Source organism: Pseudomonas sp. AC532, assembly GCF_979258965.1.
In genome coordinates this window covers 3,636,366-3,659,893 of sequence record NZ_OZ409888.1, presented here as the reverse complement: position 1 = coordinate 3,659,893, position 23,528 = coordinate 3,636,366, and the positions used below count along the sequence as shown (strand labels likewise).

18 protein-coding genes are annotated in these 23,528 nt (G+C 62.6%); 15 read left to right on the top strand and 3 right to left on the bottom strand.

Annotated features, from left to right (window positions below; genetic code table 11):
* Positions 1-20 precede the first annotated feature (20 nt).
* The 10 genes from ACZ0AV_RS17045 to ACZ0AV_RS17000 all read left to right on the top strand — a co-directional run bounded on the left by ACZ0AV_RS17045 (position 21) and on the right by ACZ0AV_RS17000 (position 12,904).
* Entirely contained in the window at positions 21-1,553 is a 1,533-nt protein-coding gene (locus ACZ0AV_RS17045; protein ID WP_499152118.1) for a glycosyltransferase, read from the top strand.
* A 15-nt stretch (positions 1,554-1,568) separates the two neighbouring features.
* Positions 1,569-2,711, top strand: coding sequence for a PilZ domain-containing protein (locus ACZ0AV_RS17040; protein WP_499152117.1), 1,143 nt, complete (start codon positions 1,569-1,571; stop codon positions 2,709-2,711).
* 9 nt (positions 2,712-2,720) lie between these two features.
* Entirely contained in the window at positions 2,721-4,184 is a 1,464-nt protein-coding gene (locus ACZ0AV_RS17035) for an SEL1-like repeat protein (protein ID WP_499152116.1), read from the top strand.
* On the top strand, positions 4,181-5,602 hold the full coding sequence (locus tag ACZ0AV_RS17030) for an alginate export family protein (protein WP_499152115.1): 1,422 nt from the start codon (positions 4,181-4,183) through the stop codon (positions 5,600-5,602). The genes ACZ0AV_RS17035 and ACZ0AV_RS17030 overlap by 4 nt, the downstream gene beginning before the upstream one ends.
* A gap of 12 nt (positions 5,603-5,614) precedes the next feature.
* Positions 5,615-7,042, top strand: coding sequence for an MBOAT family O-acyltransferase (locus ACZ0AV_RS17025; protein ID WP_499152114.1), 1,428 nt, complete (start codon positions 5,615-5,617; stop codon positions 7,040-7,042).
* A gap of 9 nt (positions 7,043-7,051) precedes the next feature.
* Positions 7,052-8,155, top strand: coding sequence for an alginate O-acetyltransferase (locus tag ACZ0AV_RS17020; RefSeq protein ID WP_499152113.1), 1,104 nt, complete (start codon positions 7,052-7,054; stop codon positions 8,153-8,155).
* 15 nt (positions 8,156-8,170) lie between these two features.
* Positions 8,171-8,818, top strand: a complete 648-nt coding sequence (locus tag ACZ0AV_RS17015) for an alginate O-acetyltransferase AlgF (RefSeq protein WP_499152112.1) — start codon at positions 8,171-8,173, stop codon at positions 8,816-8,818.
* Between the two features lie 62 nt (positions 8,819-8,880).
* Positions 8,881-10,278 carry an alginate O-acetyltransferase AlgX-related protein gene (locus tag ACZ0AV_RS17010; RefSeq protein WP_499152111.1) on the top strand — a complete coding sequence of 466 codons (1,398 nt, stop codon included), beginning with the start codon at positions 8,881-8,883 and terminating at the stop codon, positions 10,276-10,278.
* Entirely contained in the window at positions 10,269-11,375 is a 1,107-nt protein-coding gene (locus ACZ0AV_RS17005; protein WP_499152110.1) for a polysaccharide lyase, read from the top strand. The genes ACZ0AV_RS17010 and ACZ0AV_RS17005 overlap by 10 nt, the downstream gene beginning before the upstream one ends.
* A gap of 17 nt (positions 11,376-11,392) precedes the next feature.
* Positions 11,393-12,904 carry a right-handed parallel beta-helix repeat-containing protein gene (locus tag ACZ0AV_RS17000; protein ID WP_499152109.1) on the top strand — a complete coding sequence of 504 codons (1,512 nt, stop codon included), beginning with the start codon at positions 11,393-11,395 and terminating at the stop codon, positions 12,902-12,904.
* Positions 12,905-13,015: 111 nt separating this feature from the next.
* On the opposite strand, the gene typA is transcribed toward ACZ0AV_RS17000, so the two are convergent.
* Complete coding sequence (gene typA, locus ACZ0AV_RS16995; protein WP_499152108.1) at positions 13,016-14,836, bottom strand: translational GTPase TypA; 1,821 nt, start codon at positions 14,834-14,836, stop codon at positions 13,016-13,018.
* A gap of 172 nt (positions 14,837-15,008) precedes the next feature.
* Positions 15,009-16,463, bottom strand: coding sequence for a tRNA uracil 4-sulfurtransferase ThiI (thiI, locus tag ACZ0AV_RS16990; RefSeq protein ID WP_499152107.1), 1,455 nt, complete (start codon positions 16,461-16,463; stop codon positions 15,009-15,011).
* 330 nt (positions 16,464-16,793) lie between these two features.
* On the opposite strand from thiI, the gene glnA reads away from it, so the two are divergent.
* The 5 genes from glnA (at position 16,794) to ntrC (ending at position 22,476) form a co-directional block, all read left to right on the top strand.
* The gene (gene glnA / locus ACZ0AV_RS16985) at positions 16,794-18,200 is read left to right on the top strand and encodes a glutamate--ammonia ligase (RefSeq protein ID WP_070880561.1); all 1,407 of its coding nucleotides are present in this window, start codon (positions 16,794-16,796) and stop codon (positions 18,198-18,200) included.
* 170 nt (positions 18,201-18,370) lie between these two features.
* On the top strand, positions 18,371-18,898 hold the full coding sequence (locus tag ACZ0AV_RS16980) for a DUF4124 domain-containing protein (protein WP_499152106.1): 528 nt from the start codon (positions 18,371-18,373) through the stop codon (positions 18,896-18,898).
* A gap of 5 nt (positions 18,899-18,903) precedes the next feature.
* A complete protein-coding gene (locus tag ACZ0AV_RS16975) occupies positions 18,904-19,530 on the top strand; it encodes a DUF4124 domain-containing protein (RefSeq protein ID WP_499152105.1) in 627 nt (208 codons plus the stop codon).
* Positions 19,531-19,957: 427 nt separating this feature from the next.
* Positions 19,958-21,043, top strand: coding sequence for a nitrogen regulation protein NR(II) (glnL, locus tag ACZ0AV_RS16970; protein ID WP_499152104.1), 1,086 nt, complete (start codon positions 19,958-19,960; stop codon positions 21,041-21,043).
* Positions 21,040-22,476 carry a nitrogen regulation protein NR(I) gene (gene ntrC, locus ACZ0AV_RS16965; protein ID WP_499152103.1) on the top strand — a complete coding sequence of 479 codons (1,437 nt, stop codon included), beginning with the start codon at positions 21,040-21,042 and terminating at the stop codon, positions 22,474-22,476. Before glnL ends, ntrC begins: the two co-directional genes overlap by 4 nt.
* Positions 22,477-23,111: 635 nt before the next feature.
* On the opposite strand, the gene ACZ0AV_RS16960 is transcribed toward ntrC, so the two are convergent.
* Entirely contained in the window at positions 23,112-23,483 is a 372-nt protein-coding gene (locus ACZ0AV_RS16960; protein WP_499152102.1) for a hypothetical protein, read from the bottom strand.
* Between the last annotated feature and the right edge of the window lie 45 nt (positions 23,484-23,528).

Sequence of the window (23,528 nt, the reverse complement as noted above, 5' to 3'; positions counted from 1 at the left end):
CACATAGAGGGAACACATCAATGCGCAGGTATCTTTCCGGTGCTCTGGAATGGATCGAGACATCGCCGGTCTTTGGCAAGTTCTGCGGCTGGGCGTGCCTGTTCGCGCTGATTGCGCTGGCCTCGGAAATGGTCGCCCCGGAGTATCTCGACCCTTCGCACCAGAAGTTCATCTTCATCATCGGCGCGCTCGGCATGTGGCGCTACGGCAACGCGGCCATCCACTACCTGCGCGGCATGTACTTCCTGCACTGGCGCTTCCCCAGAATGCGCAAGGCGGTAGAGCGCATGGGCCCGGCGGCGCTGCCCGATCACATGTTCATGATCGTCACCAGCTTTCGCATTCCGACCCACACCACGTTCAAGGTCTACCAGTCGGTGCTTCAGGAAGTGCAGCGCCTGCCCGTGCCGTGCACGATCATCGCGTCGATCGTCGAGAAGGGTGACGAGAACTTCATCAAGGACATCATGCGTCAGGAGATTCGTGACCGCGACGACATCAAGCTGATCATCGTCCGCGCCCGAGGCACCGGCAAGCGTGACGGCCTGGCCCACGCGTTTCGCTCCCTGTCACGACAGATGCCCCTCGAGAACGCCGTGGTCGGCGTGGTCGACGGCGACACCATGATGCTGCCGGGTTGCGTCGAGCGGGCGGTGAGCCTGTTCGCCTACCTGCCAAGCGTCGGCGGCATCACCACCAACGAATTCTGCGAGGTGGAAGGCGGCACGCTGATGAAGCAGTGGCACACCATGCGTTTCGTGCAGCGCCACATCAACATGTGCTCGATGGCCCTCTCCAAACGCGTGCTGACGCTCACCGGGCGGCTGTCGTTCTTCCGCGCCAGCGTGATGACCAATCCCGAGTTCATCAAGGACGTCGAGGCCGACTTTCTCGATCACTGGCGCCTGGGTCGCTTCCAGTTCCTGACCGGCGACGACAAATCGTCGTGGTTCAGCCTGATGCGTTCCGGCTGGGACACCTTCTACGTGCCCGACAGCCATACCCTCACCGTCGAGCATCCACCAGACAGCAGCTTCCTGCGCGCGACCCGCCAGCTGATGTACCGCTGGTACGGTAACTCGCTGCGCCAGAACTTCCGTGCCACCACTCTGCTGGGCATGGACCGTCTCGGGCTGTTCACCATGTACGTGCTGTATGACCAGCGCGTGTCCATGTGGACCTGCCTGATGGGGTTGTCCGCATCGGTGGTCGCCGGCCTGCTGTTCGGTATCCAGTACCTGCTGCTTTATCTGTTCTGGGTGCTGCTGTCGCGCACGCTGGTGACGCTGCTGTTCTTCTTTGCCAAGCATCCGGTGTCGCCGATTTACCCCTTCGTTCTTTATTACAACCAGATCGTAGGGTCGGTGATGAAGGTTTACACCATGTTCCACATGGACCTGCAGAGCTGGACCCGACAGAAAACCAAACTCAGCAACGGCAGCGTCAATTTCGACGCGGCCCTGAACCGTTGGACCTCGAAAGCGATGCTGTTTTCTTCGCTCGCCATCTTCTTCGGGGTCATCACGGTCCTGCTCGATCTCACGCAACCTTAAGTAGGCGCGACTGCTATGAACTCTTCAGTCTTACCCACCAACGTCGTCCATGAAGCCATCGACGAGCGTCAATATGTACGGACCAAGATCCCGGCCAAGGTGCTGCTCGATGGTAATGGTCTCAGCAACCTGGAATGCGAAATCCAGGACATCTCCCTGGGCGGCCTGGGCCTGATCTACGACCAGTCGCTGACCATCGGCAGCCTGTTCAATGCCTCGATCCAGCTCAGGCTGAACAAGATCGATCTGAACATCGACGCCAAGGTGAAGATCGTTTCCCAGCGTGGCCGCGAAGTTGGTGCCGAGTTCGTCGAGCTCGACCGCCAGAAGCGCGACATCCTGCGCTACATCATCAGTGCTTACATGTCCGGCGAAATCGCCGACATCAACGGCCTGTTCAACGTGATGCAGCGCGAAAACTACATCAAGGAGCGCAAGCAGAAACACAGCGTTTCGCGCACTGCCGCAGACCGCCTGAAGGCTGCACTCGGCACCCTGCTGTTTCTCGCCATCGGCCTGGCGGCACTTGGCCTGATCGCCTACAAGAGCTACCTGCTGTTCTTCCGCGTGCCCGCCGCCCAGGCCATCGTCAGTGCCAACGCCTACGTGGTGGCCATGCCTGACAACGGCTACGTGAAGTACCTGCTCCAACCCAACCAGACCGAGGTCGCGGTGGGCGAGCCGGTGGCCAGCGTGTCCAGCCAACTGGCCGCGACGTTCACCACGCCGTCGGACATCCAGGCCCTGGCCGATCTTTCCCAGACCGACCTGCAGCTGCTGATGGGCCGCGCCCTGATCGAGACCGTGATCGCCAGCCCATGCGACTGCGAGGTGTTCTTCCCGGGCCAGAAGCTCGATGGCTACGCCTACAAGTACGCACCGCTGGTACACCTGCTGCCCAAGAACGAGGCGCTGTTCGTCAAAGCCACGGTGCCATTCGACCAGCTGGACAAGATGGCCCGCGTCAACACCGTGCGCATGCAGGTTTTCGGTATCGAGGAGCCCGTCAACGGCAGCGTCGTTTCCAGCAGCGTGGATGAGCTGAACCAGACCCTGGTGCTGAACATCAAGCCGGAGCATGAACTGCCGCGCGATGCCTATCAGAAACCGGTATCCGTGGAACTGTTCCTCGGCCTGCCAATGACCGCGCAGTTTTAAGGGCCGGCCATGAAGCTGCTACCGCCATTCGCCACCCTGCTCAGTGCCGCCCTGCTGGGCATCAGCCTCAGTACACCCGCAGCCGCCGGGCAGAGTCTGGAACAGATTCGCTATGCCCTGTTCAAGGACCCGGCGGCGCCGGTGGAGGCCGACCTGCGCCTGTTGGCCGAACGCGATGACCGGGCGGCTCAGCACCTGCTCGGCAACGTGCTTGCCGCCGACCCGGCGAGAACCCGCGAGGCCGTGCAGCTCTACCAGGCGGCCTTCGACGAGGGCCGTGGCGATATCGCCGCGCTTGGCTCGCTCGCCCGCCTGCTGGATCGCACGCCACGCGTACGCCTTGAGCAGACGGCCTACGTGCGTGACGCCCTGCAGCGATTCGCCCACGAGCGGGACCTGCGCAGCCTCAATACCAGCCTGGAAGTATTCGTCAGCTACCCGGCCCTGTTCACCGTTCCCCAGGTGAACACCCTGATCGACCTGTATGACCGCTCCTGCCTGGTGCAATGCAGCAGTGACCTGTACCGCGCCATACTGGCCGAACGGCAGGGCCACCTCGACGAGGCCAGGACCTGGTACGAGCGCGCCATGATGACCGACGTCCGCGCCGTCGACCGCTACTACCAGTTGCTGGGCGAACAGCAGGACCTGTTGTTCGCCGCGTTTGCGCGCAGCCGGATAGGCGACGCCAATCGCATGCCGGTCGAGGTGGTGCACCGTATCGGTACCCAGCTCGACAGCATCAGCACCGAGCGCTCGGTGGGCCTGCGCTACCCGCTTGCGCCCAGCCGCGCCGAGCTCGAGCGCCTGCCCGAAGCGCAACGTACCGCGCGCCGCGAACAGATCGACCAGACTCGCACCCAGCTCGAAAACGAAGCCAAGACCCTGCGCGGCGAAGCGCTGGCCTGGATCGACAATGCGGTCAATCGCGGCTGGGTACCGGCCATGGTTGCCAAGGTCAACTTCATGACCTCGACGCCGACCGAGAACAGCGCCGAGGATGCCGCCGCCCTGATCGACCGCATCGCCGAGAGCGAGCCGACTCGCGCCAAGGCATTGCGCGTCTCGCTGCACCTGGTAACCAGCTGGACCACGCTCGACCCCTACAAGGCCCAGGCGCTGATCGAGGAACTGGCCGCAGCCCAGTACCGCGACGCCAACCTGCTGCAGGGCGACCTGTACAGCCACGGCGGCCTGGACGAGCCGGACCAGCAAAAGGCCCTGGCGATCTACCAGGGCATCGCCGCCGGTGGCTCGTCCACGGCCTACTACCGCATGGCCTCGGTGTACGCCAGTGCCCGGGCGATCTGCTACGACCCGGTCAAGGCGTACGCCCATGCGCGCATGGCCGTCGACTTCGGCGACAGCCGCGCCCGCTACCTGATGCGTGAGCTGCAGCGCACGCTGTCACCGCAGCAGCTCGAAGAAGCCCAGCTCGTTCACGCCACTCTGCTCAAGGATGCGCCGCAATGACCCCTTTCAAGGCTTACGGTCTGAGCGCCCTGGCGCTCGCCCTGGTCCACTCGCATGCCTGGGCGCAAGAGCAGAGCGCAGCCGCTCTGCCGTTTGCCGAGCCGGTGGTGACCTCGGAGGTTTTCCACAAGCTGACCCTGCAAACCGGCTACGGCCCGCAGGACTCGACCGTTGGCAACGACCGCGAGAGCTTCCAGAGCTACCGTTACGAGCCCTCTTTCATCTGGTACTCGCCGGAAAAGCGCTGGGCCAAGTGGCAGGTGTTCGGCCGCGCATGGATCAACTACGACACCAGCCAGGCCTCCACCGCCCTGCAGGACGACAACAACCCCGATCGCGAAGCCCGCGAACGCCCCGAGTACTTCTACACCGAGCTGCGCGAGTTCTACGTACGCCGCAACCTGCTCGGCGATGACCCGCGCTATTCGATGACCCTGGGGCGACAAAGCTATTCCGATCGCTACGGCATCTGGTGGGACGACACCTTCGAATCCGCGCGCTTCGACTATCGGGACAGTTTCGGCAGCGGCTTCCTCGCGCTCGGCAAGAAGTTTTACTACTACAACACCGACGTCAACAGCCTCGATGCCACCGACGAAGACATCGTCTACGCCATGGGCGAGTACGCCTGGCGCTGGCAACAGGGCCATACGGCCGGCGTGCGCATGCTTTACGAAGACGACTATTCCGACAGCAACGTCAACGACCGCCAGGATTTCACCGGCGTGCGTGCAGGCCTGTTCTTCACCGGCGAGAACCTGGCCTTGGGCCCGATCAGCGACTACCACCTGGAACTCGCCACGCTGCGTGGCGACATCGACAGCACCGACGCCAACGGCGTGCAGAGCTCAAGCGACACCCGCGGCTGGGCGCTGCTCGGCGAAGTGGGCAAGCGCTTCAATGACCTGCCGTGGACGCCACGCTTCGCGCTGCGCGGCGGCCTCACCGACAAGCCCGATGACCAGAATGATGGCTTCTACCTGAACCGCATCCAGTCCGACCGCGTCGTCGACCCGGAGCGCTACAGCTCGCGCCTGATCAGTTCCTTCATCAACGTCAACGTGCGCAACCTGCAGTACTACGGCATCGCCCTGGAAACCCAGCCGACGCCCCGTACCTCGCTGGATTTCAAAATCAGCGACCTGTACCTGCGCAACGAGAACGGCGAGCTGCCCATCCGCATCGACAGCGATCAGCGCCGCACGCGCAACCAGCAGATTGCCCTGGGCAGCGACAACGGACGCTCGGTGGGCCAGGTGGTCGACGTGAACTACTACTGGCGCATGTTCCCCATCGCCCATGAGGGCAAGCACCTGAATCTCAACACCCTCGTCAGCGCCAGCTACCTGCGCGCCGGCGAAGCTGTGGCCAGCGGCGACGATTACCAGCTCACGCTGGGCATCGTGATGCGTTACTAGGGACGGACGATCATGGTTTTTTCATCGAACACGTTCCTGTTCCTGTTCCTGCCGATCTTCCTGATCTGCTACTACCTGGCTCGTCCGGGCTGGCGTTCCGGGGTCATCGTGCTGGGCAGCTACCTCTTCTATGCCTGGTGGCGACCTGATTTCCTGCTGCTGTTCGTCGCCATCACCTATTGGAACTACTGGTTCGGCCTGCGCATAAAAGCCCGGCTCGACGAGGGCAACAAGCAACGCGCCTTCCGCCTGCTGTGGCTGGGCATCATCGGCAACCTGTCGACCCTGGGCTACTTCAAGTACGCCAACTTCGGGATTGATGCGATTGCCGCGGCCCTGCAACCGTTGGGCATCAATACCTTCACGCTGGAACACATCATCCTGCCCCTGGGGATCTCGTTCTATGTGTTCCACGCGCTCAGCTATATCGTCGACATCTACCGCAAGGACGCCGAGCCGACCAACAACCTGGTCGACTTCGCCGCCTTCGTCGCGCTGTTCCCGCACCTGGTAGCCGGCCCCATTCTGCGCTACAGCCTGCTCGCCCCACAGTTGCGGCAGCGCACCCACTCGATGGAGCTGTTCTCGCTGGGCGTCAGCCGCTTCATGCTCGGTTTCATCATGAAGGTACTGATCGCCGACTCCCTGGCGCCGATGAACAGCCTGTTCGTCCGCGAGCCGGAGCTGCAGTTGACCGACGCCTGGTTCGGCCTGTTCATCTCTACGCTGCAGCTGTATTTCGACTTCGCCGGGTACAGCAACATGGCCGTCGGCCTGGCCTTGATGATGGGTTTCCGCTTCGCCGAGAACTTCAACCAGCCCTACGTCTCGCAGAGCGTTACCGAGTTCTGGCAGCGCTGGCACATGACGCTCGCCCACTTCCTGCGTGATTACGTGTACATGCCGCTGGTGCGCAAGCGCATCGCCGGGCCGATGGCAGCGCTGGTCTACACCATGCTGTTGTCCGGCGTCTGGCACGGCGCAAGCTTCGCCTTCGTGTGCTGGGGCCTGTTCTTTGGCGTCGCCATGGTGATCGAGCGCAAGCTGGGCATCGCCACCAAGATCAACACGCCCTACAACTTCCTGCGCAACATGCGCACCTGCCTGCTGATCGGCCTGAGCATGCCGCTGTTCTTCACCAGCAACATGTCGCACAGCCTGGATATCTATGCCGGCATGTTCGGCCTCAATGGCGTGGGCTCGCTGGACCTCTACACCATCGGCGCCTCGAAGATGGCAGTGGCTTTCGTCGCCCTCGCCGTCATCTGGCTGGTGTTGGCAGGCATCAACAACGTGCGCTTCTACGCGGGCAACAAGACCGGCTACTTCATGCGCCACGTCGGCGGCCTGAATAGCCTGTTGCTGTGGTGCGGCTTTCTGCTTTCGCTCAGCAGCCTGACCGCCAACTCCTTCTCACCGTTTCTCTACTTTCAGTTCTAGGAGAAAGTCATGTTTCCGGTGATGAGTTCGGCCCACAAGCTCAATGGCTACCTGTTCTGCCTGATGCTGGCGGGCATGCTGGTGTACTCCGTGCCCGCGGTAGTCAGCTTCGGCAAATCGCAGACCGATGCGCTGTCGCTGTTCATGGATGGCAAGCTGCTGCGCAAGTTCGAGCAGCGCTACGACAAGGACATCTTCCTGCGCGATCCATCGGTCAGGCTCTGGGCCAATATCCAGTACCAGCTGTTCGGCGAGGGCCGCAGTGGCGTGGTACTCGGCAAGGATGGCTGGCTCTACACCAACCAGGAATATCTAATCCCCAATGACCTGAGCGCCAACCTGGACAGTCAGCTCGGCAAGATCGTCGAGGTCCAGCGCCTGCTGCGCGAGCATGGCAAGCAGTTGATCGTCCTGCCGGTGCCTATGAAACTGGACATCTACGCCGAGCATGCCAACGCGCCGGTCGACCCGCGCGCGCTGAACCTGTACGAGCGCTTCATCAGCGCCCTCGGCCAGCGCCAGGTCAGCACGGCGAACGTTCGCGAGGCCTTCAAGCGCCACCCCGGCGACGCCGATCTGTTTGTCAGGACCGACACCCACTGGAGCCCCGCCGGTGCACGCCTGGCCGCCCAGGAGCTGGCCAGGCAGCACCCGCAACTGCGCGGCAACCAGCCCTACCAGAGCGCCCAGGTCGACGAGAAAACGCTCGAGGGCGACCTGCTGAACTACGTTCAATTCGCACCGCAGCTGGCGCCAGCGGTGTTCAGCGCGGTGACGATCCCGCTCTACGAAACCACCAACGACACCCAGCACGTCAGCGAAGACGCTCTGTTTGGCGAGCAGCAACAGTCGCTCGCCCTGGTGGGCACCAGCTACAGCAAGATCGACGACTGGAACTTCGCAGGCTTCCTCAAGGAGGCCCTGCAGAGCGACCTGATCAGCATGGCCGTGGAAGCGCGCGGCCCCTTCCAGGCGATGGACGACTTCACCGGCAGCGACTTGCTGAGCAACCCGCACATCCAGACGGTGATCTGGGAATTCCCGCTGCGCACCGTGTTCGCCCAGCGCGACAACAAAAAAAGCTGGCAAACCGCCCAGCATCAACCCTTCTAGCGTCGAGGACCTATCATGTCGACTAACGTTTCGCGGCTACTGCTGGTGCTGGGCCTGCTCGGCACCCTGTTCAACGGCGCGCAGGCCCAGGAGGTCAACGCCGACCTGTACGACGCCGTTGCGCCAGCCAACTCGGCCTTCGTGCGAGTGCTCAACCTCAGCGCCGGGGTGGTCGATTTCAGCCTGAGCAGCAAGAAAACCGCCCAGAAGGTCGGCCCCAATCAACTGGGCGCCTACCGCTTCACCACGCCGGGCAAGACCACGCTGACCATTGGCAGCGCACGTATCGAATCCGACCTGAAGGCCAACGCGGCCAGTACGCTGCTGTACATCGACGGCACCCTTACCGAGCTCAAGGACATCTACGTCAACGAGCCGAAGAAGGCCCAGCTGGCGTTCTACAACCTCACCGCGACCCCGACGGCACTGAAAACCGCCGACGGCAAGCACGAAGTGGTCGCCGCCCTTGGCAAGGCGCAGACCGGCGGGCGCATGGTCAATGAATTCAAGATCGCCTTCGCCGCGTACGCCGGCGAGCAGAAGATCGCCAGCTTCGACGAGATGTTTCTGAAAAAAGGCCGCTCCTACAGCTATGTCCTGCTGCCAGAGGGAGACGGTTACCGCGCCATCAGCCAGGCCAACGCCATCGACCCGGCCGAGTGAAACCTGCACACACCCGGCCGTTATTGGCCGCCTGGGCCAACATGACCATAAAGCGCGCGCACATGAAGAAGACACTGCAGTACGTATTCGCCACGACACTCGCTCTGTGCAGCCTGCCGAGCCTCGCCGACCCGAAAGACGCCAACTGCGACGGGCTCGAATGCCTGATCTGCTCGGCCGTTACCGACCCGGATCAGTATCAGGGCCGCGGCATGAAGCTGATGAGCTTCATCGCCCCCGGCGAAGACCGCTGGCTGTTTCGCTCCTCGGTGGATCTGGTCAACGAGTTCGGCATCCCGCCGACCATGCAGCCGGAGTTCGCGCGTCTGATGAAGACCTTCGCGGCCAAAGGCACCCATGTGGCAATCGCCGTGCAACCCACCCGCGGCCTGATGCACCACGACAAGGTGCGCCCGGACCGGGCCTATGGCTTCGACTACGTCAAGGCCAGCAGCAGCCTGGCGCGGTTTCAGCAGCAGCTCAAGGCCGGCGGCGCCATCGTTCCGGATATGCTTCAGGTGGTACGCAACCCGCCCCAGAACGACTATTTCTTCCGCCGCGACTCGCACTGGACGCCTTCCGGCGCGCAGGTCACTGCCCGCGTGCTGGCCGATGAAATCATGCGCCAGCCTTTCTATGGCGCCCTGACCAAGAAGGCCTACCGCACCGAGCCGGGCGTGACCATTCCCAAGAATGGCATCCTCGACATCGCCTTGGCGAACATCTGCAACAACACCTACGGCTATCAGTTCGTCAAGAACTACCGCACCGTGCCGGACTCCTCCGATGCCAGCGGCCTGTTCGATGAAGCCCCCGATCCCCAGGCCGTGCTGGTGGGCACGAGTAACTCGGCAGCCCGCGAAGACGAAACCCGCCAGTACAACTTCGATGGCTACCTCAAGGAATACCTGAGCATCGACGTGCTCAACTTCGCGCTGCCCGGTGCCGGGCAGGACGGTGCGCTGCTCGAATACCTGTTGTCGGACAGCTACTCGCCCGAAAAGCCACCCAAACTGGTGCTCTGGGAACTACCGGCCAACTACACGCTCGACAGTCCGTACCTGTACCGCCAGCTGATTCCCGCGATCAATGGTGGATGCAGCAAGGCCGAGGCGCTGATGAGCCATACCCAGCAGCGCCCGGCGCTCGGCGCCAACGAGCGGATCGAACTGCTCAGCAACGCTGGCGAGAACCGCCTGGACCTGCGTAACGCCAAGGCTTTCATCGACGTGAAGATCGGCGACAAGAGCGTCAAGGACTTCTACCTGATCACCTATTACGACAACGGTGCGCGCGACAAGGTCTGGATGCGCCGGCAGGCGGCGGTGACGGGCGGCCAGTATTATCTGGAGCTCAGCCCGTCGGCGGACTACAAGGACGCCAACCTGCTGTCGGTGTTTCTGGAACCCACCGCGCCGCTGGCCACCCCCACCTCCCTGGAGGCCAAGATATGTCGCTGAAGCGTCCCCTGCTCCTCGCCACGGCGCTGATGCTGGGCCAGCTACCAGCCCAGGCTACCGAGTCGATCTGGGCGACCCAGAGCAACCCGCTGGTCACCGGCCCGGGTGACTACCAGGCGCTGGTCTGCCCGCACAAGCCGCCCGCCGCCTATACCGGCCACCTGCAATTGCAGAGCAAGTACGACCAGAGCGACAGCAGCAAATCGACTCTGGTCCAGCAGTCCCGTGAGACGGCCCGCATCGGCACGCTGATCAGGGACTATATCGGCGGGCTGGCCACCGCCGCCAACCAGTTCCAGCGCGCCAAGAGCGCCGAGCAGGCACGCCTCGACCTGGCCTGCATCGACCAATGGCTGGAGGCGTGGGCCAAGGCCGGCGCCCTGCGCAGTACCGATGCAAGCGGCACCGGCATCGCCTCGCGCAAGTGGGCGCTGGCGGCCATTTCATCGACCCTGCTCAAGACCCAGGCGCTGAGCGGCGGCGCCTTCCAGCTCAGCGCCGTGCAAAAGCGCTGGTTGCTGCAACTGGCCGAACAGGTCGTCGCCGAGCACCAGCCACGCCATCGGCCGGGCTTCGCCTACTTCAACAACCACGATTACTGGGCCGGCTGGGCCGTGGCGGCCACCGGCATGCTGGTCGGCCGCGATGACCTGTTGGCCTGGGCCGACACCAACCTGCGCCGCGCCCTGGACCAGGCGACGCCGTCGGCAAGCGCCGATGCACGTTACCTGCCTCTTGAAGTCGCCCGCGCCCAGCTGGCAGCGGACTACAGCAACTACGCCATGGTCCCGCTGGTGCTGCTCGCGGAAGCTGCCGAGCACAACGGCCGCCCGCTGAACGGTGAGGAGCGCCAGCGGCTGCAGCAACTGGCCAACTTCACCGCCCGGGCCGTGCTGGAGCCAGACCAACTGCCCGAGCTGGAAGGCCGCAAACAGAAGAAGGTCGGCAGCCACAAGATGATCTGGCTGGTTCCCTTCCTCAATCGCTACCCGCAGCACACCTGGGCGCGTGCGCTCTACGACGAACAGGAAGGCGAAGTGGACAATTACAGCCAGATTGGCGGGCGACTGAAGCCGCTCTACAGCCGCTTCGAATGATTCAGGGGAAGATGCCGATGTTCACCAACCAGATTCTGCGCCGGCCAGCCATGGCGCTCGCCTTGCTGGGGCTGCTGTGCACCCATGCCAACGCCGCCGATTGGCAATGGGCCACCGAAACCGAGCAGCGGGCGCTGGCCGACCAGTTGAGCCAGCGCGTGGCGCAGCAGCTGCCACGCCCCACCATCGGCGTGCCGCAGGGCAGCGCCCGGGTGGAACTGCAGCTGATGTTCTCGGCCCAGTCGGGCAGTTGGCCATTCGAGCCGTTCGTCAATAACGGCCTGTTCCGCGCCATCGCCGGCTACCAGCCCAGCCACCCGCAGGCCGTCGTCGTCAGCGGCGGGGCGATCACGCTGGAGCAGCTGCACCAGCGCATGGGCGATGCACGCGTCATCAAACCCTACAAGGATGGCTACCTGCTCAGCTACCCGCTGATGATCGCTGCCGACGGCGGCCTGCTGGTGCATGACAGCAAACTCTATCTGTATACGCCAAGCGGCACGGCGCTGATCAACCAGGGCACCCTGAGCATCCGCAACGCCACCGTGGAAAGTGTCAGCGATGGCGACAGCGCCGACACCGACCGTCCATTCCGGCCGTTCATCATCGCCTGGGCCGGTAGCCGCACCGAGGTCAGCGACTCGCTGTTGCGCCGCCTCGGGTACAACGCGCACCTGTCCCGCGGGCTTAGCAGCGCGCGCAGCGCCGCGCAGGCCTCGCAGGCACCGGCCCAGGTGCTGATCCGCGACAGCCGCTTCGAGGCCCTCTCCAGCGTCGAGCTGCAGTACGCCGTGGCCGTGGTCGAGCGCAGTCAGTTCAGCCATCTGCAGCAATACGGCATCGACCTGCAGGACAGCCGCCTGCACCTGTCAGACAACCGTATCGAGCAGGTGCGCAATCAGAGCGGGATACGGGTACGGGGTTCGAGCAGCGGACTGATCGAGCGCAACAGCATCCTGCAGACGGCCAAGGCCGGCATCGAGATCAGTGACCAGAACGGTGACCTGGCCCTGACCGGTAACCAGATAGGCGCATCGAGAGGCAACGGCGTGCTGGTGCGCAATGCCGGGATCGGGGTCGACAGCGCCGTTGTGCTCGCCAGCAACCTGATAGGCAACAACGACGCCAGCGGCGTGTATGCCGACAACCTGCAGCGTGGCTACCTGATCGACAACCGGATTCAGGCCAGCCCGAACTACGCGATCAGTACCCTGAACCCGCGTGACCAGCGCAGCGAGCTGGTGATCATCGGCAATACCCTGAGCCATATCGGCAATGCGCTGATCCGCACCGAAGGCCTGCAGTCGCTGGTGCTGGGCAACAACGACTACCAGCTGGGCCCCATCACCCAGAGCGTGCTGGCCGGTGATCTGCTGCCCTTGCAAAGCCTGTTGCTCGACGCCACCCACAAGCGCGGCTGCCTGATCCAGGTAAAACCGGGCAGCGCCACCGAGGCCGGCTTTCCGCGTAACGAGGCCTGCGCCAAGACCGCCCTGAGTGAGGCGCCTGCCCTGCAGCAGGGCATCTAGGCGCACCTCGCGCTACCAGGTATATCCAGCGCAGCGTGGCCTGGATCACAGGCATGAAAAAGCCCCCGCCGGCGCGAGCCGGCGGGGGCTTTTCAGTAAGCTAGAACCGGATCAGTTCTTGGCTTTCTTGGCAGCGCGGGTGCGCTCGCCTTCGTCGAGGATCTTCTTGCGCAGACGGATCGACTTCGGGGTCACTTCGCACAGCTCGTCGTCCTGGATGAATTCCAGCGCCTGTTCCAGGGTGAATTTCACCGGTGGAACCAGAGCGATGGTTTCGTCTTTACCCGAGGCACGCATGTTGTCGAGCTTCTTGCCTTTGGTTGGGTTGACGCCCAGGTCGTTGTCGCGGCTGTTCAAGCCGATGATCTGACCGTTGTAGATTTCCTGGCCGTGCTCGACGAACAGCTTGCCGCGCGCCTGCAGGGTTTCCAGCGAGTAGGTCAGCGCCTTGCCGGTATCGATCGACACCAGTACGCCATTCTGACGGCCGGACATGTGGCCGGACTTCATGGTGTCGTAACGGTCGAAGATCGAGGTCAGGATGCCTGCACCGTTGGTCAGGGTCAGGAACTGGTTACGGAAACCGATCAGACCACGAGCCGGGATGTTGTATTCCAGGCGTACACGGCCCTTGCCATCCGGGACCATGTTGCTCAGGTCGCCCTTACGCAGGCCCATCTCTTCCATGACCTTGCCCTGCGCTTCTTCAGGGATGTCGATGGTGACGTTCTCGTACGGTTCCTGCTTGACGCCGCCGACCTCACGAATGATCACTTCCGGGCGGCCAACGCCCATTTCGAAGCCTTCGCGACGCATGTTTTCGATCAGTACCGACAGGTGCAGTTCACCACGGCCGGAGACCTTGAACTTGTCAGCCGAATCGCCTTCTTCGACGCGCAGGGCCACGTTGTACAGCAGCTCCTTGTCCAGACGCTCCTTGATGTTACGGCTGGTGACGAACTTGCCTTCCTTGCCGCAGAACGGCGAATCGTTGACCTGGAAGGTCATGGAAACGGTCGGCTCGTCGACGGTCAGCGGCTTCATCGCTTCGACATTGTTGATGTCGCACAGGGTGTCGGAGATGAACAGCTGGTCCATACCGCTGACGCACACGATGTCGCCGGCGAACGCCTCTTCAACGTCGATGCGGTGCAGGCCGTGGTGACCCATCAGCTTGAGGATACGACCGTTACGCTTCTTGCCGTCGGCGCCAATAGCCACAACCGGGGTGTTCGGCTTGACGCTACCACGGGCAATACGGCCAACGCCGATGATGCCGAGGAAGCTGTTGTAGTCCAGTGCCGAGATTTGCATCTGGAACGGGCCTTCGCGGTCAACGGCCGGAGCCGGGACGTTGTCGACGATCGACTGGTACAGCGGGGTCATGTCTTCGGCCATTTCGGTGTGGTCGAGACCGGCGATGCCGTTCAGGGCCGAGGCGTAGACGACTTTGAAGTCCAGCTGTTCTTCGGTGGCACCGAGGTTGTCGAACAGGTCGAAGATCTGGTCCAGAACCCAGTCAGGGCGCGCGCCCGGACGGTCGACCTTGTTGATCACCACGATCGGACGCAGGCCGGCTTCGAAGGCCTTCTTGGTCACGAAACGGGTTTGCGGCATCGGGCCGTCCTGAGCGTCGACCAGCAGCAGCACGGAGTCGACCATCGACATCACGCGTTCTACTTCACCGCCGAAGTCGGCGTGGCCGGGGGTGTCGACGATGTTGATGTGGTAGCCGTTCCAGTTGATCGCGGTGTTCTTCGCGAGAATGGTGATGCCGCGCTCTTTTTCCTGGTCGTTGCTGTCCATCACGCGCTCGTCGTTGAGCTCGCCGCGCTCCAGGGTGCCGGACTGGCGCAGGAGCTTGTCGACCAGGGTGGTTTTGCCATGGTCAACGTGGGCAATGATGGCAATGTTGCGGAGATTCTCGATCACAGTAGTGGTCTCGTAGGTTGGGTCGGGCTACCCAGCAGTTGCATTCAGCGGCCCAACGCGAAAAATCGGGATAAGGATAAAGGCAGTAGGTTAACGAAGTGTGGCGACAATGCCGCCGCGAATCGGGTCGGGAGGTCGGTGGCGGATACTGCCGCCATTCAGCCCAGGCGTTTTATGCCGGACGATAAACGCGCACATTGGCATGTCCCTCGCTCAGCAGGTGATGAGCATGCAAACGACTCATCACGCCCTTGTCGCAGTAAAGAAGGTACTGGCGGCTCGCATCCAGCTCTTTGAATCGGTTGTTCAGGGCGAAGAACGGCATGGTCTGCACGTCGACGCCGTCGAGCTGCAGCGGCGCGTCTTCGACCAGGTCCGGGTGGCGGATGTCGATCACCACGTGGCCGGGCAGCGCCTCGCGCAGCTCCTCGACCTGCACGTCCTGGCCCAACTCCTCGATCACCCGGTCGATCGGCAGCAGGCGAGCCCGCTCCAGCGCGCGCTCGAGCACCGCCATGTCGAATTGTTTCTCTTCATAGACGACGCGATCGGGCTTGGCCTTGGTGGTCGGGTTTACCGAGATCACGCCGCAGTATTCCGGCATGTGTCGCGCGAACGCGGCGGTGCCGATGGCCTCGGCGGTGTCGATGATGTCTTGCTTGTGGCTGGTGATCAGCGGGCGCAGCACCAGCTTGTCGGTGACCGAATCGATCACCGAAAGGTTCGGCAGGGTCTGGCTGGACACCTGGCTGATCGCTTCGCCGGTCACCAGGGCGTCGATCTGCAGGCGTTCGGCCAGGCGACTGGCGACGCGCAGCATCATGCGTTTGAGGGTCACGCCCATGTAGCTGTTGTCGACCTTGCCGAGAATCTCGGCGAGCACTTCCTCGAACGGCACGCTGATGAACAGCACGCGCTGCGAGCGGCCATATTTCTGCCACAGGTAGTGGGCGACTTCCATGACCCCCAGCTCGTGGGCGCGACCGCCGAGATTGAAGAAGCAGAAATGGGTCATCAGACCACGGCGCATGATCTGGTAGGCAGCGACGGTGGAATCGAAACCGCCGCTCATCAATACCAGGGTCTGCTCCAGCGATCCCAGCGGATAACCGCCCAGGCCCGGATGCTGGTGATGAATGACGAACAGGCGATCATGGCGGATCTCGATGCGCACTTCGATTTCCGGCTTCTTCAGATCGATGCCTGCGGCGCCGCACTGCTGGCGCAACTGGCTGCCCACATGACGCTCGACATCGATGGACGAAAACGTGTGCCGGCCGCCGCGCTTGCAGCGCACCGAAAACACTTTGCCAGGAAGCAGGTCAGCGTAATGACGTTTGCACTTTTCGACGATGTCGTCGAAATCGCCCAGAGGGTACTCGTCGATTTGCAGGAAATGCACGATGCCCGGCACGCAGCTCAGGCGCTCGATGATTTCCTGCAGAACCTTGGCCTCGGTGACCTCGGTTTTCACTTCCAGATTGTCCCACACACCGACCACCTGCAGCTGCGGATCGAGATCACGCGTGACTGCACGGATGTTCTTGGCCAACTGCCGGATGAAGTTCTTGCGAACCGGCGGGCTCTTGATGGTGATTTCCGGAAAGACTTTGACGATCAGTTTCATGGGAGCAAATATCGGGCACCAGGGCCTGAAAAACAGGGGCGCGGATTATAGCGGAAATTGCTCAAGCTTTGATCAAAAATCCGCAAACAATCCCTCATCGCACCAAAACAGAGCGCAATGTTGTTTTATCGCACCATTAAGGAGCCATACCGCACCCCGCTAATGCGAGAATACCCGCGCCAGCCCTGGCTTTCAGGGCATGAGCCCATCTCGGGGCACTGGCATGCAAATTGCTCTCTTGTGAGGCAGGGTGTCCTGGCAGACCATCTCGCCCGGCGTCACGAACTCAAAGAAGGGTTAATAGAAGACCCTATCCACCTGGAGGACAACATGTCTAAGGCTGTTCAACTGATCAAAGAACACGACGTGAAGTGGGTTGACCTGCGCTTCACCGACACCAAGGGCAAGCAGCACCACGTGACCATGCCGGCCCGTGATGCCCTGGACGACGAATTCTTCGAAGTCGGCAAGATGTTCGACGGCTCCTCCATCCATGGCTGGAAAGGCATCGAAGCCTCCGACATGATCCTGCTCCCGGACGACAGCACTGCCGTGCTCGACCCGTTCACCGAAGAGCCGACCCTGATCCTGGTCTGCGACATCATCGAGCCGAGCACCATGCAGGGCTACGATCGTGACCCGCGCTCCATCGCTCGTCGCGCCGAGGAATACCTGAAGACCACCGGTATCGGTGACACCGTCTTCGTTGGCCCGGAGCCCGAGTTCTTCATCTTCGACGAAGTGAAGTTCAAGTCCGACATCTCCGGTTCCATGTTCAAGATCTACTCCGAACAGGGTTCCTGGATGACCGACCAGGACGTCGAAGGCGGCAACAAGGGCCACCGCCCTGCCGTCAAAGGCGGCTACTTCCCGGTTCCGCCGTGCGACCACGACCACGAAATCCGTACTGCCATGTGTAACGCCATGGAAGAAATGGGCCTGGTCATCGAAGTTCACCACCATGAAGTGGCGACTGCCGGCCAGAACGAAATCGGCGTGAAGTTCAACACCCTGGTTGCCAAGGCTGACGAAACGCAGACCCTGAAGTACTGCGTGCACAACGTGGCCGATGCCTACGGCAAGACCGCTACATTCATGCCGAAGCCGCTGTATGGCGATAACGGTTCTGGCATGCACGTGCATATCTCCGTCTCCAAAGACGGCAAGAACACCTTCGCAGGTGAAGGCTATGCCGGCCTGTCGGAAACCGCTCTGTACTTCATCGGCGGCATCATCAAGCACGGCAAGGCCCTGAACGGCTTCACCAACCCGTCGACCAACTCCTACAAGCGTCTGGTTCCAGGCTTCGAAGCGCCGGTCATGCTGGCCTACTCGGCCCGCAACCGTTCGGCCTCGATCCGTATCCCGTACGTGTCCAGCCCGAAAGCGCGCCGCATCGAAGCCCGCTTCCCGGATCCGGCTGCCAACCCCTACCTGGCCTTCGCAGCACTGCTGATGGCCGGCCTGGACGGTATCCAGAACAAGATCCACCCTGGCGACGCAGCGGACAAGAACCTGTACGACCTGCCGCCGGAAGAAGGCAAGCTGATCCCGCAGGTGTGCGGCAGCCTGAAAGAAGCCCTGGAAGAGCTGGACAAGGGCCGCGCGTTCCTGACCAAGGGCGGCGTATTCTCCGACGACTTCATCGATGCCTACATCGAGCTGAAATCGGAAGAAGAAATCAAGGTGCGCACCTTCGTGCACCCGCTGGAATACGACCTGTACTACAGCGTCTAAGCCAGACTCGCTGCGCATAGCGGCGTGACAAAAACCTCCCCGGTTCGCCGGGGAGGTTTTTTTATGCGCGGTGATTTTTCGGGCGAGTGCAAATCCTCGCCGCGGCGCGCTTGCCAGCGCGCCGCGGCAGTGCAACGCTATCGCCATCATCTGGATAGGAGGCCGGCCCAATGCGCCGTACGCTCGCATGCATGCTGCTGGTACTGGCCCTGCCGGTCAGCGCACAGATCTACAAATACACCGATGCCAACGGCAATACGGTGTTCACCAATCAGCCGCCCGAAGGAACAAAGACTGAAAGCGTCGAGTTGCAGCCGATCAATACCACAGAGCCGGCGCCCACCGCGACGGAGCCGGCCACGCCGCGCCTGAGCGAGATGCCACAGAACCCCTATCAGTTACTGGCGCTGCGCGACCTGCCTGACGAGGAAGCGCTGCGCGCCAACAACGGCACCTTCTCGGTGGGCGTGAGCATCGAGCCACGCCTGGGCCCGGGCCACGCCCTGCAACTGATACTCGATGGCAAACCGTACGGGCCGGCCAGCACTACGCCTCGCCTGCAGCTGAACCAGATCGACCGCGGCGAGCACAGCCTGGCGGTTGCCGTCGTCAGGGGCGGGCAGATTATCCAGCAGAGCGACACACGCACCTTTACGGTGCAACGCGTGAGCACCAACAGTCCGGCCCGAGGTAACTGAGCCTTATGCGCACCCTGCTCTTCGGCCTGTTGCTGCTGACGGCCCTGCCCAGCGTGGCCCAGGTTTACACTTATGTGGATGCCGAGGGTAATCGCGTGTTCACCGACAGCCCCCGCGACGGCAATGCCAGGCAAGTGCAGATGGCGCCATCCAACCGCATCGGGCCACCACAGGCGCCCAGCCAGGCACCGGTCGCGCCATCCGCCCCGACCGGTCCGATTCTCAGCTACGAACTGCTGAGAATCACCATCCCCCAGCCCGACGCGACCATCAACGACAACGCCGGCAACCTGATCGTTACCGCCAATGCCGAGCCAGGCCTGCATCCGGGCCACAGCTATCGCTTGCTACTGGACGGCCAGCCTTACGCGGCGCCCGGTCGCAGCCCGGTGTTCGCGCTGGAAAACATCGACCGCGGCACGCACCAGATCGCCGTGGAGATCATCACCGAGGGCGGCATCATCGTCGAGCGCACCCCCAGCCAGCCCTTTCACATGAAACGGGTCACCCTGGCCCAGAAACGCAAGGTACAGCCTTGCCAGAAAGACGACTACGGCGTGCGCCCGGAGTGCCCGCTCAAGGACAAGCCCAAGGAAGAAGACAAGGGCATCAGCATCCTCCCCTTTCTATAAAGCACTGCATGGTCGGGTGCCGCTGATGGCAGCGCCGACCACAACCCCGACGTATCACCCATAAGCCGGCGCACCATTAAAGTGCATTAATACGCACTGATTTCTATACTCGTCCCAAATTGGCACACCCATGTTTTCATGGTTGCGCCGAAAAGTTGCCGAATCAGGCCTTGTGCGCATTTACACGCGTCTTTAAGGGGCTTTGGTTTGCTTCTTGCATTTTCTCCAGCACTGCCGGATGGCCAAGGTGCACCTCGATCGCCATACCCGACCGGCCCTTCTGCTGCAGCACTCCGCACGAGGAACGACTTTTGGCTGGCCCACACACGCAACGAGACATCACCCGCTGCGCCTCGTTGCCAGACTGCAACTATCGCCCTGCCCGGTTATCTTCACGCGCCCGGCCCGGGCTGGCGGGACCTGCCCAATGATCATCAACGACGCCCTGCACCGCCTGCTGCTCGACAACCTGACCACCGCCACCTTGCTGCTCAATGCCAACCTGCGCCTGGAATACATGAACCCGGCAGCCGAGATGCTCCTCGCGGTCAGTGGTCAGCGCAGCCATGGCCAGTTCATCAGCGAGCTGTTCACCGAGACCCGTGAAGCACTCGGTGCACTGCGCCAGGCAGTGGCCGAAGCACATCCCTTCAACAAGCGTGAAGCGGTACTCACCACCCAGACCGGGCACAGCCTGACCGTCGACTACGCCGTGACGCCGGTGCTCAGCCGCGGTGAAACCATGCTGCTGCTCGAGGTGCATCCGCGGGATCGCCTGCTGCGCATCACCAAGGAAGAGGCGCAGCTCTCCAAGCAGGAAACCACCAAAATGCTGGTGCGCGGCCTGGCTCACGAGATCAAGAACCCATTGGGTGGCATACGCGGCGCCGCGCAGCTGCTGGCCCGCGAGCTCCCCGACGAAAGCCTCAAGGATTACACCAACGTCATCATCGAAGAGTCGGACCGCCTGCGTAACCTGGTCGACCGTATGCTCGGTTCCAACAAGCTGCCCTCGCTGGCGATCACCAACGTGCACGAGGTGCTGGAGCGGGTCGCCAGCCTCGTCGAGGCCGAGAGCCAGGGCAGCATCATCCTGGTGCGCGACTATGACCCGAGCATTCCGGACCTGGTGATAGACCGCGAACAGATGATCCAGGCGGTGCTCAACATCGTGCGCAACGCCATGCAGGCGATCGCCTCGACTCCCGACCTGCGCCCCGGCCGCATCAGCCTGCGCACACGTACCCTGCGGCAGTTCACCATCGGCTACATCCGCCATCGCCTGGTGACCAAGATCGAGATCATCGACAACGGCCCCGGCATCGCACCGGAGCTGCAGGAAACCATCTTCTATCCCATGGTCAGCGGGCGTGCCGACGGCACCGGGCTGGGCCTGGCGATCACCCAGAACATCATCAGTCAGCATCAAGGCCTGATCGAATGCGAGAGCCATCCTGGCAATACCGTGTTCTCGATCTTTCTGCCGCTGGAACAAGGAGCAACTCCGACATGAGCCGCAGTGAAACCGTATGGATCGTTGACGACGACCGCTCCATCCGCTGGGTACTGGAAAAGGCCCTGCAGCAGGAGGGCATGAGCACCCAGAGTTTCGACAGCGCCGATGGCGTACTCGGCCGCCTCACGCGTCAGCAGCCAGACGTGATCATCTCCGACATCCGCATGCCCGGCTCCAGCGGCCTGGAGCTGCTGGCCAAGATCCGCGAGATGCACCCGCGCCTGCCGGTCATCATCATGACCGCGCACTCCGACCTCGACAGCGCCGTGGCGTCCTATCAGGGCGGCGCCTTCGAATACCTGCCCAAGCCGTTCGATGTCGACGAAGCGGTGTCGCTGGTCAAGCGCGCCAACCAGCATGCCCAGGAACAGCAGGGCCTGCACGTACCTGCCGTACAGACACGTACGCCGGAAATCATCGGCGAGGCGCCGGCGATGCAGGAGGTGTTCCGCGCCATCGGCCGGCTCTCGCACTCCAATATCACGGTGCTGATCAACGGCGAATCCGGCACCGGCAAGGAGCTGGTCGCCCATGCCTTGCATCGCCACAGCCCGCGCGCGGCGTCGCCTTTCATTGCGCTGAACATGGCGGCGATTCCCAAGGACCTGATGGAATCCGAACTGTTCGGCCATGAAAAGGGCGCGTTCACCGGCGCGGCCAACCAGCGCCGCGGGCGCTTCGAGCAGGCCGATGGCGGCACGCTGTTTCTCGACGAAATAGGTGACATGCCGGCCGATACCCAGACGCGCCTGCTGCGCGTACTGGCCGACGGCGAGTTCTACCGGGTCGGCGGCCACACGCCGGTAAAGGTCGATGTGCGCATCATCGCGGCCACTCACCAGAACCTGGAAAGCCTGGTGACTGCCGGCAAGTTCCGCGAAGACCTGTTTCATCGTCTGAACGTGATCCGCATTCACATCCCGCGGCTGTCGGATCGCCGTGAGGACATCCCCACCCTGGCACGGCATTTTCTCAGCCGCGCGGCGACCGAGCTGGCCGTCGAGCCGAAACTGCTGAAGGGCGAAACCGAGGACTACCTGCAGCAACTGGCCTGGCCGGGTAACGTGCGCCAGCTGGAAAACACCTGCAGGTGGATAACGGTAATGGCCTCGGGGCGCGAGGTGCATGTCGACGAGTTGCCTCCCGAGCTACTCGTTCAGCCCCAGGACAACGCGCCGGTCAGCAACTGGGAGCAGGCCCTGCGGCAATGGGCCGACCAGGCGTTGGGCCGCGGCCAGTCCAACCTGCTCGACAGCGCCGTGCCGGCCTTCGAGCGGATCATGATCGAGACCGCGCTCAAGCACACCGCCGGCCGTCGCCGCGACGCCGCGCTGCTGCTCGGCTGGGGGCGCAACACCCTGACGCGCAAGATCAAGGAGCTGGGCATGAATATCGACGGCTCCGAAGACGACGACAGCGACGACAACTAAGCCACGCCGCCTCTCCCCAAACGCCGCGCCCTGACCGGGGCGCGGCGTTTTTCATGGGCCATCGGCTCAACCGCCTCGTGATCGCAACAACCACTGGGCAATCCCTCCCGGGAACAAACGCGCTGGAAGCAGGCATTGCAGAAGTAGGCATCGCCGGAGCGGGCCATGCCCGCGATCTTTGCCCGCACCCGCAGGAACGGATAACCATCGAGATGCGCGACCTTTCGTGCGTATGGCTACCTCCCACGCCTGTTCACGGACAGCTTTGATACCTCTGATAACTCAACGCGTGCACGCCATCAGCGCACAAAACGTACCCTCATGCACTCGAGCGGAACATCCGCGGCTGCGAGCCAGAGGCGCCGAAATCGGCCACAACTGTCTGCAATCCACACCCCACGGGCCCTACAGCGAATTTGAGAAAACTGGCACGGCATCTGCAATGGTACAGATAACCCAGTTTCGGGGACCTTGGTACAGGCAGGCCGGGGATTCCCCTCTTTCTTTGGGAGCCTCGGTACAGGCAGGCCGGGACCTCCCTTCTTTCTTCAGGGGCTCTGATACAGGCAGATCAGAGATTCCCTTTTTCTTCGGGAGCCCGGGTACAGGCAGGCCAGGTGCTCCCTCTTTTATCCCTACCGCGGCGCCAGACGGATCGTCAGGCGCCAGCGGCCCTCGACCTCTTCAGCATTCAGTGCAGCGTGCAACGGGCGAGCCGCCACCACGCGCAGCTCCAGTTCCCGCCCTTCACGCACCACGCGCCAGTTGGCGGCGCGCCCGGCGATCTGCAACTGGCCCTGACGCTCACGGCCAAGCCCCTCGAAGCGCAAGGCGAACGTGCCATGGGCATCGCCGATCTGCACCTGCGGCTCGACGTTGAACCACAGCACCAGCCGATCATCCGCAATATCCAGCCCCTGCATGTGCAGCGTATCGGGATGGAACAGGCGGCCGATCATCAGCCCGACAAGAAAACCGAAGATCGCCAGCGAGCCGATCACGCGCATCCACGGACGCGGTCTTGACGGCTTATCAGGCGTAGAATGGCGGCC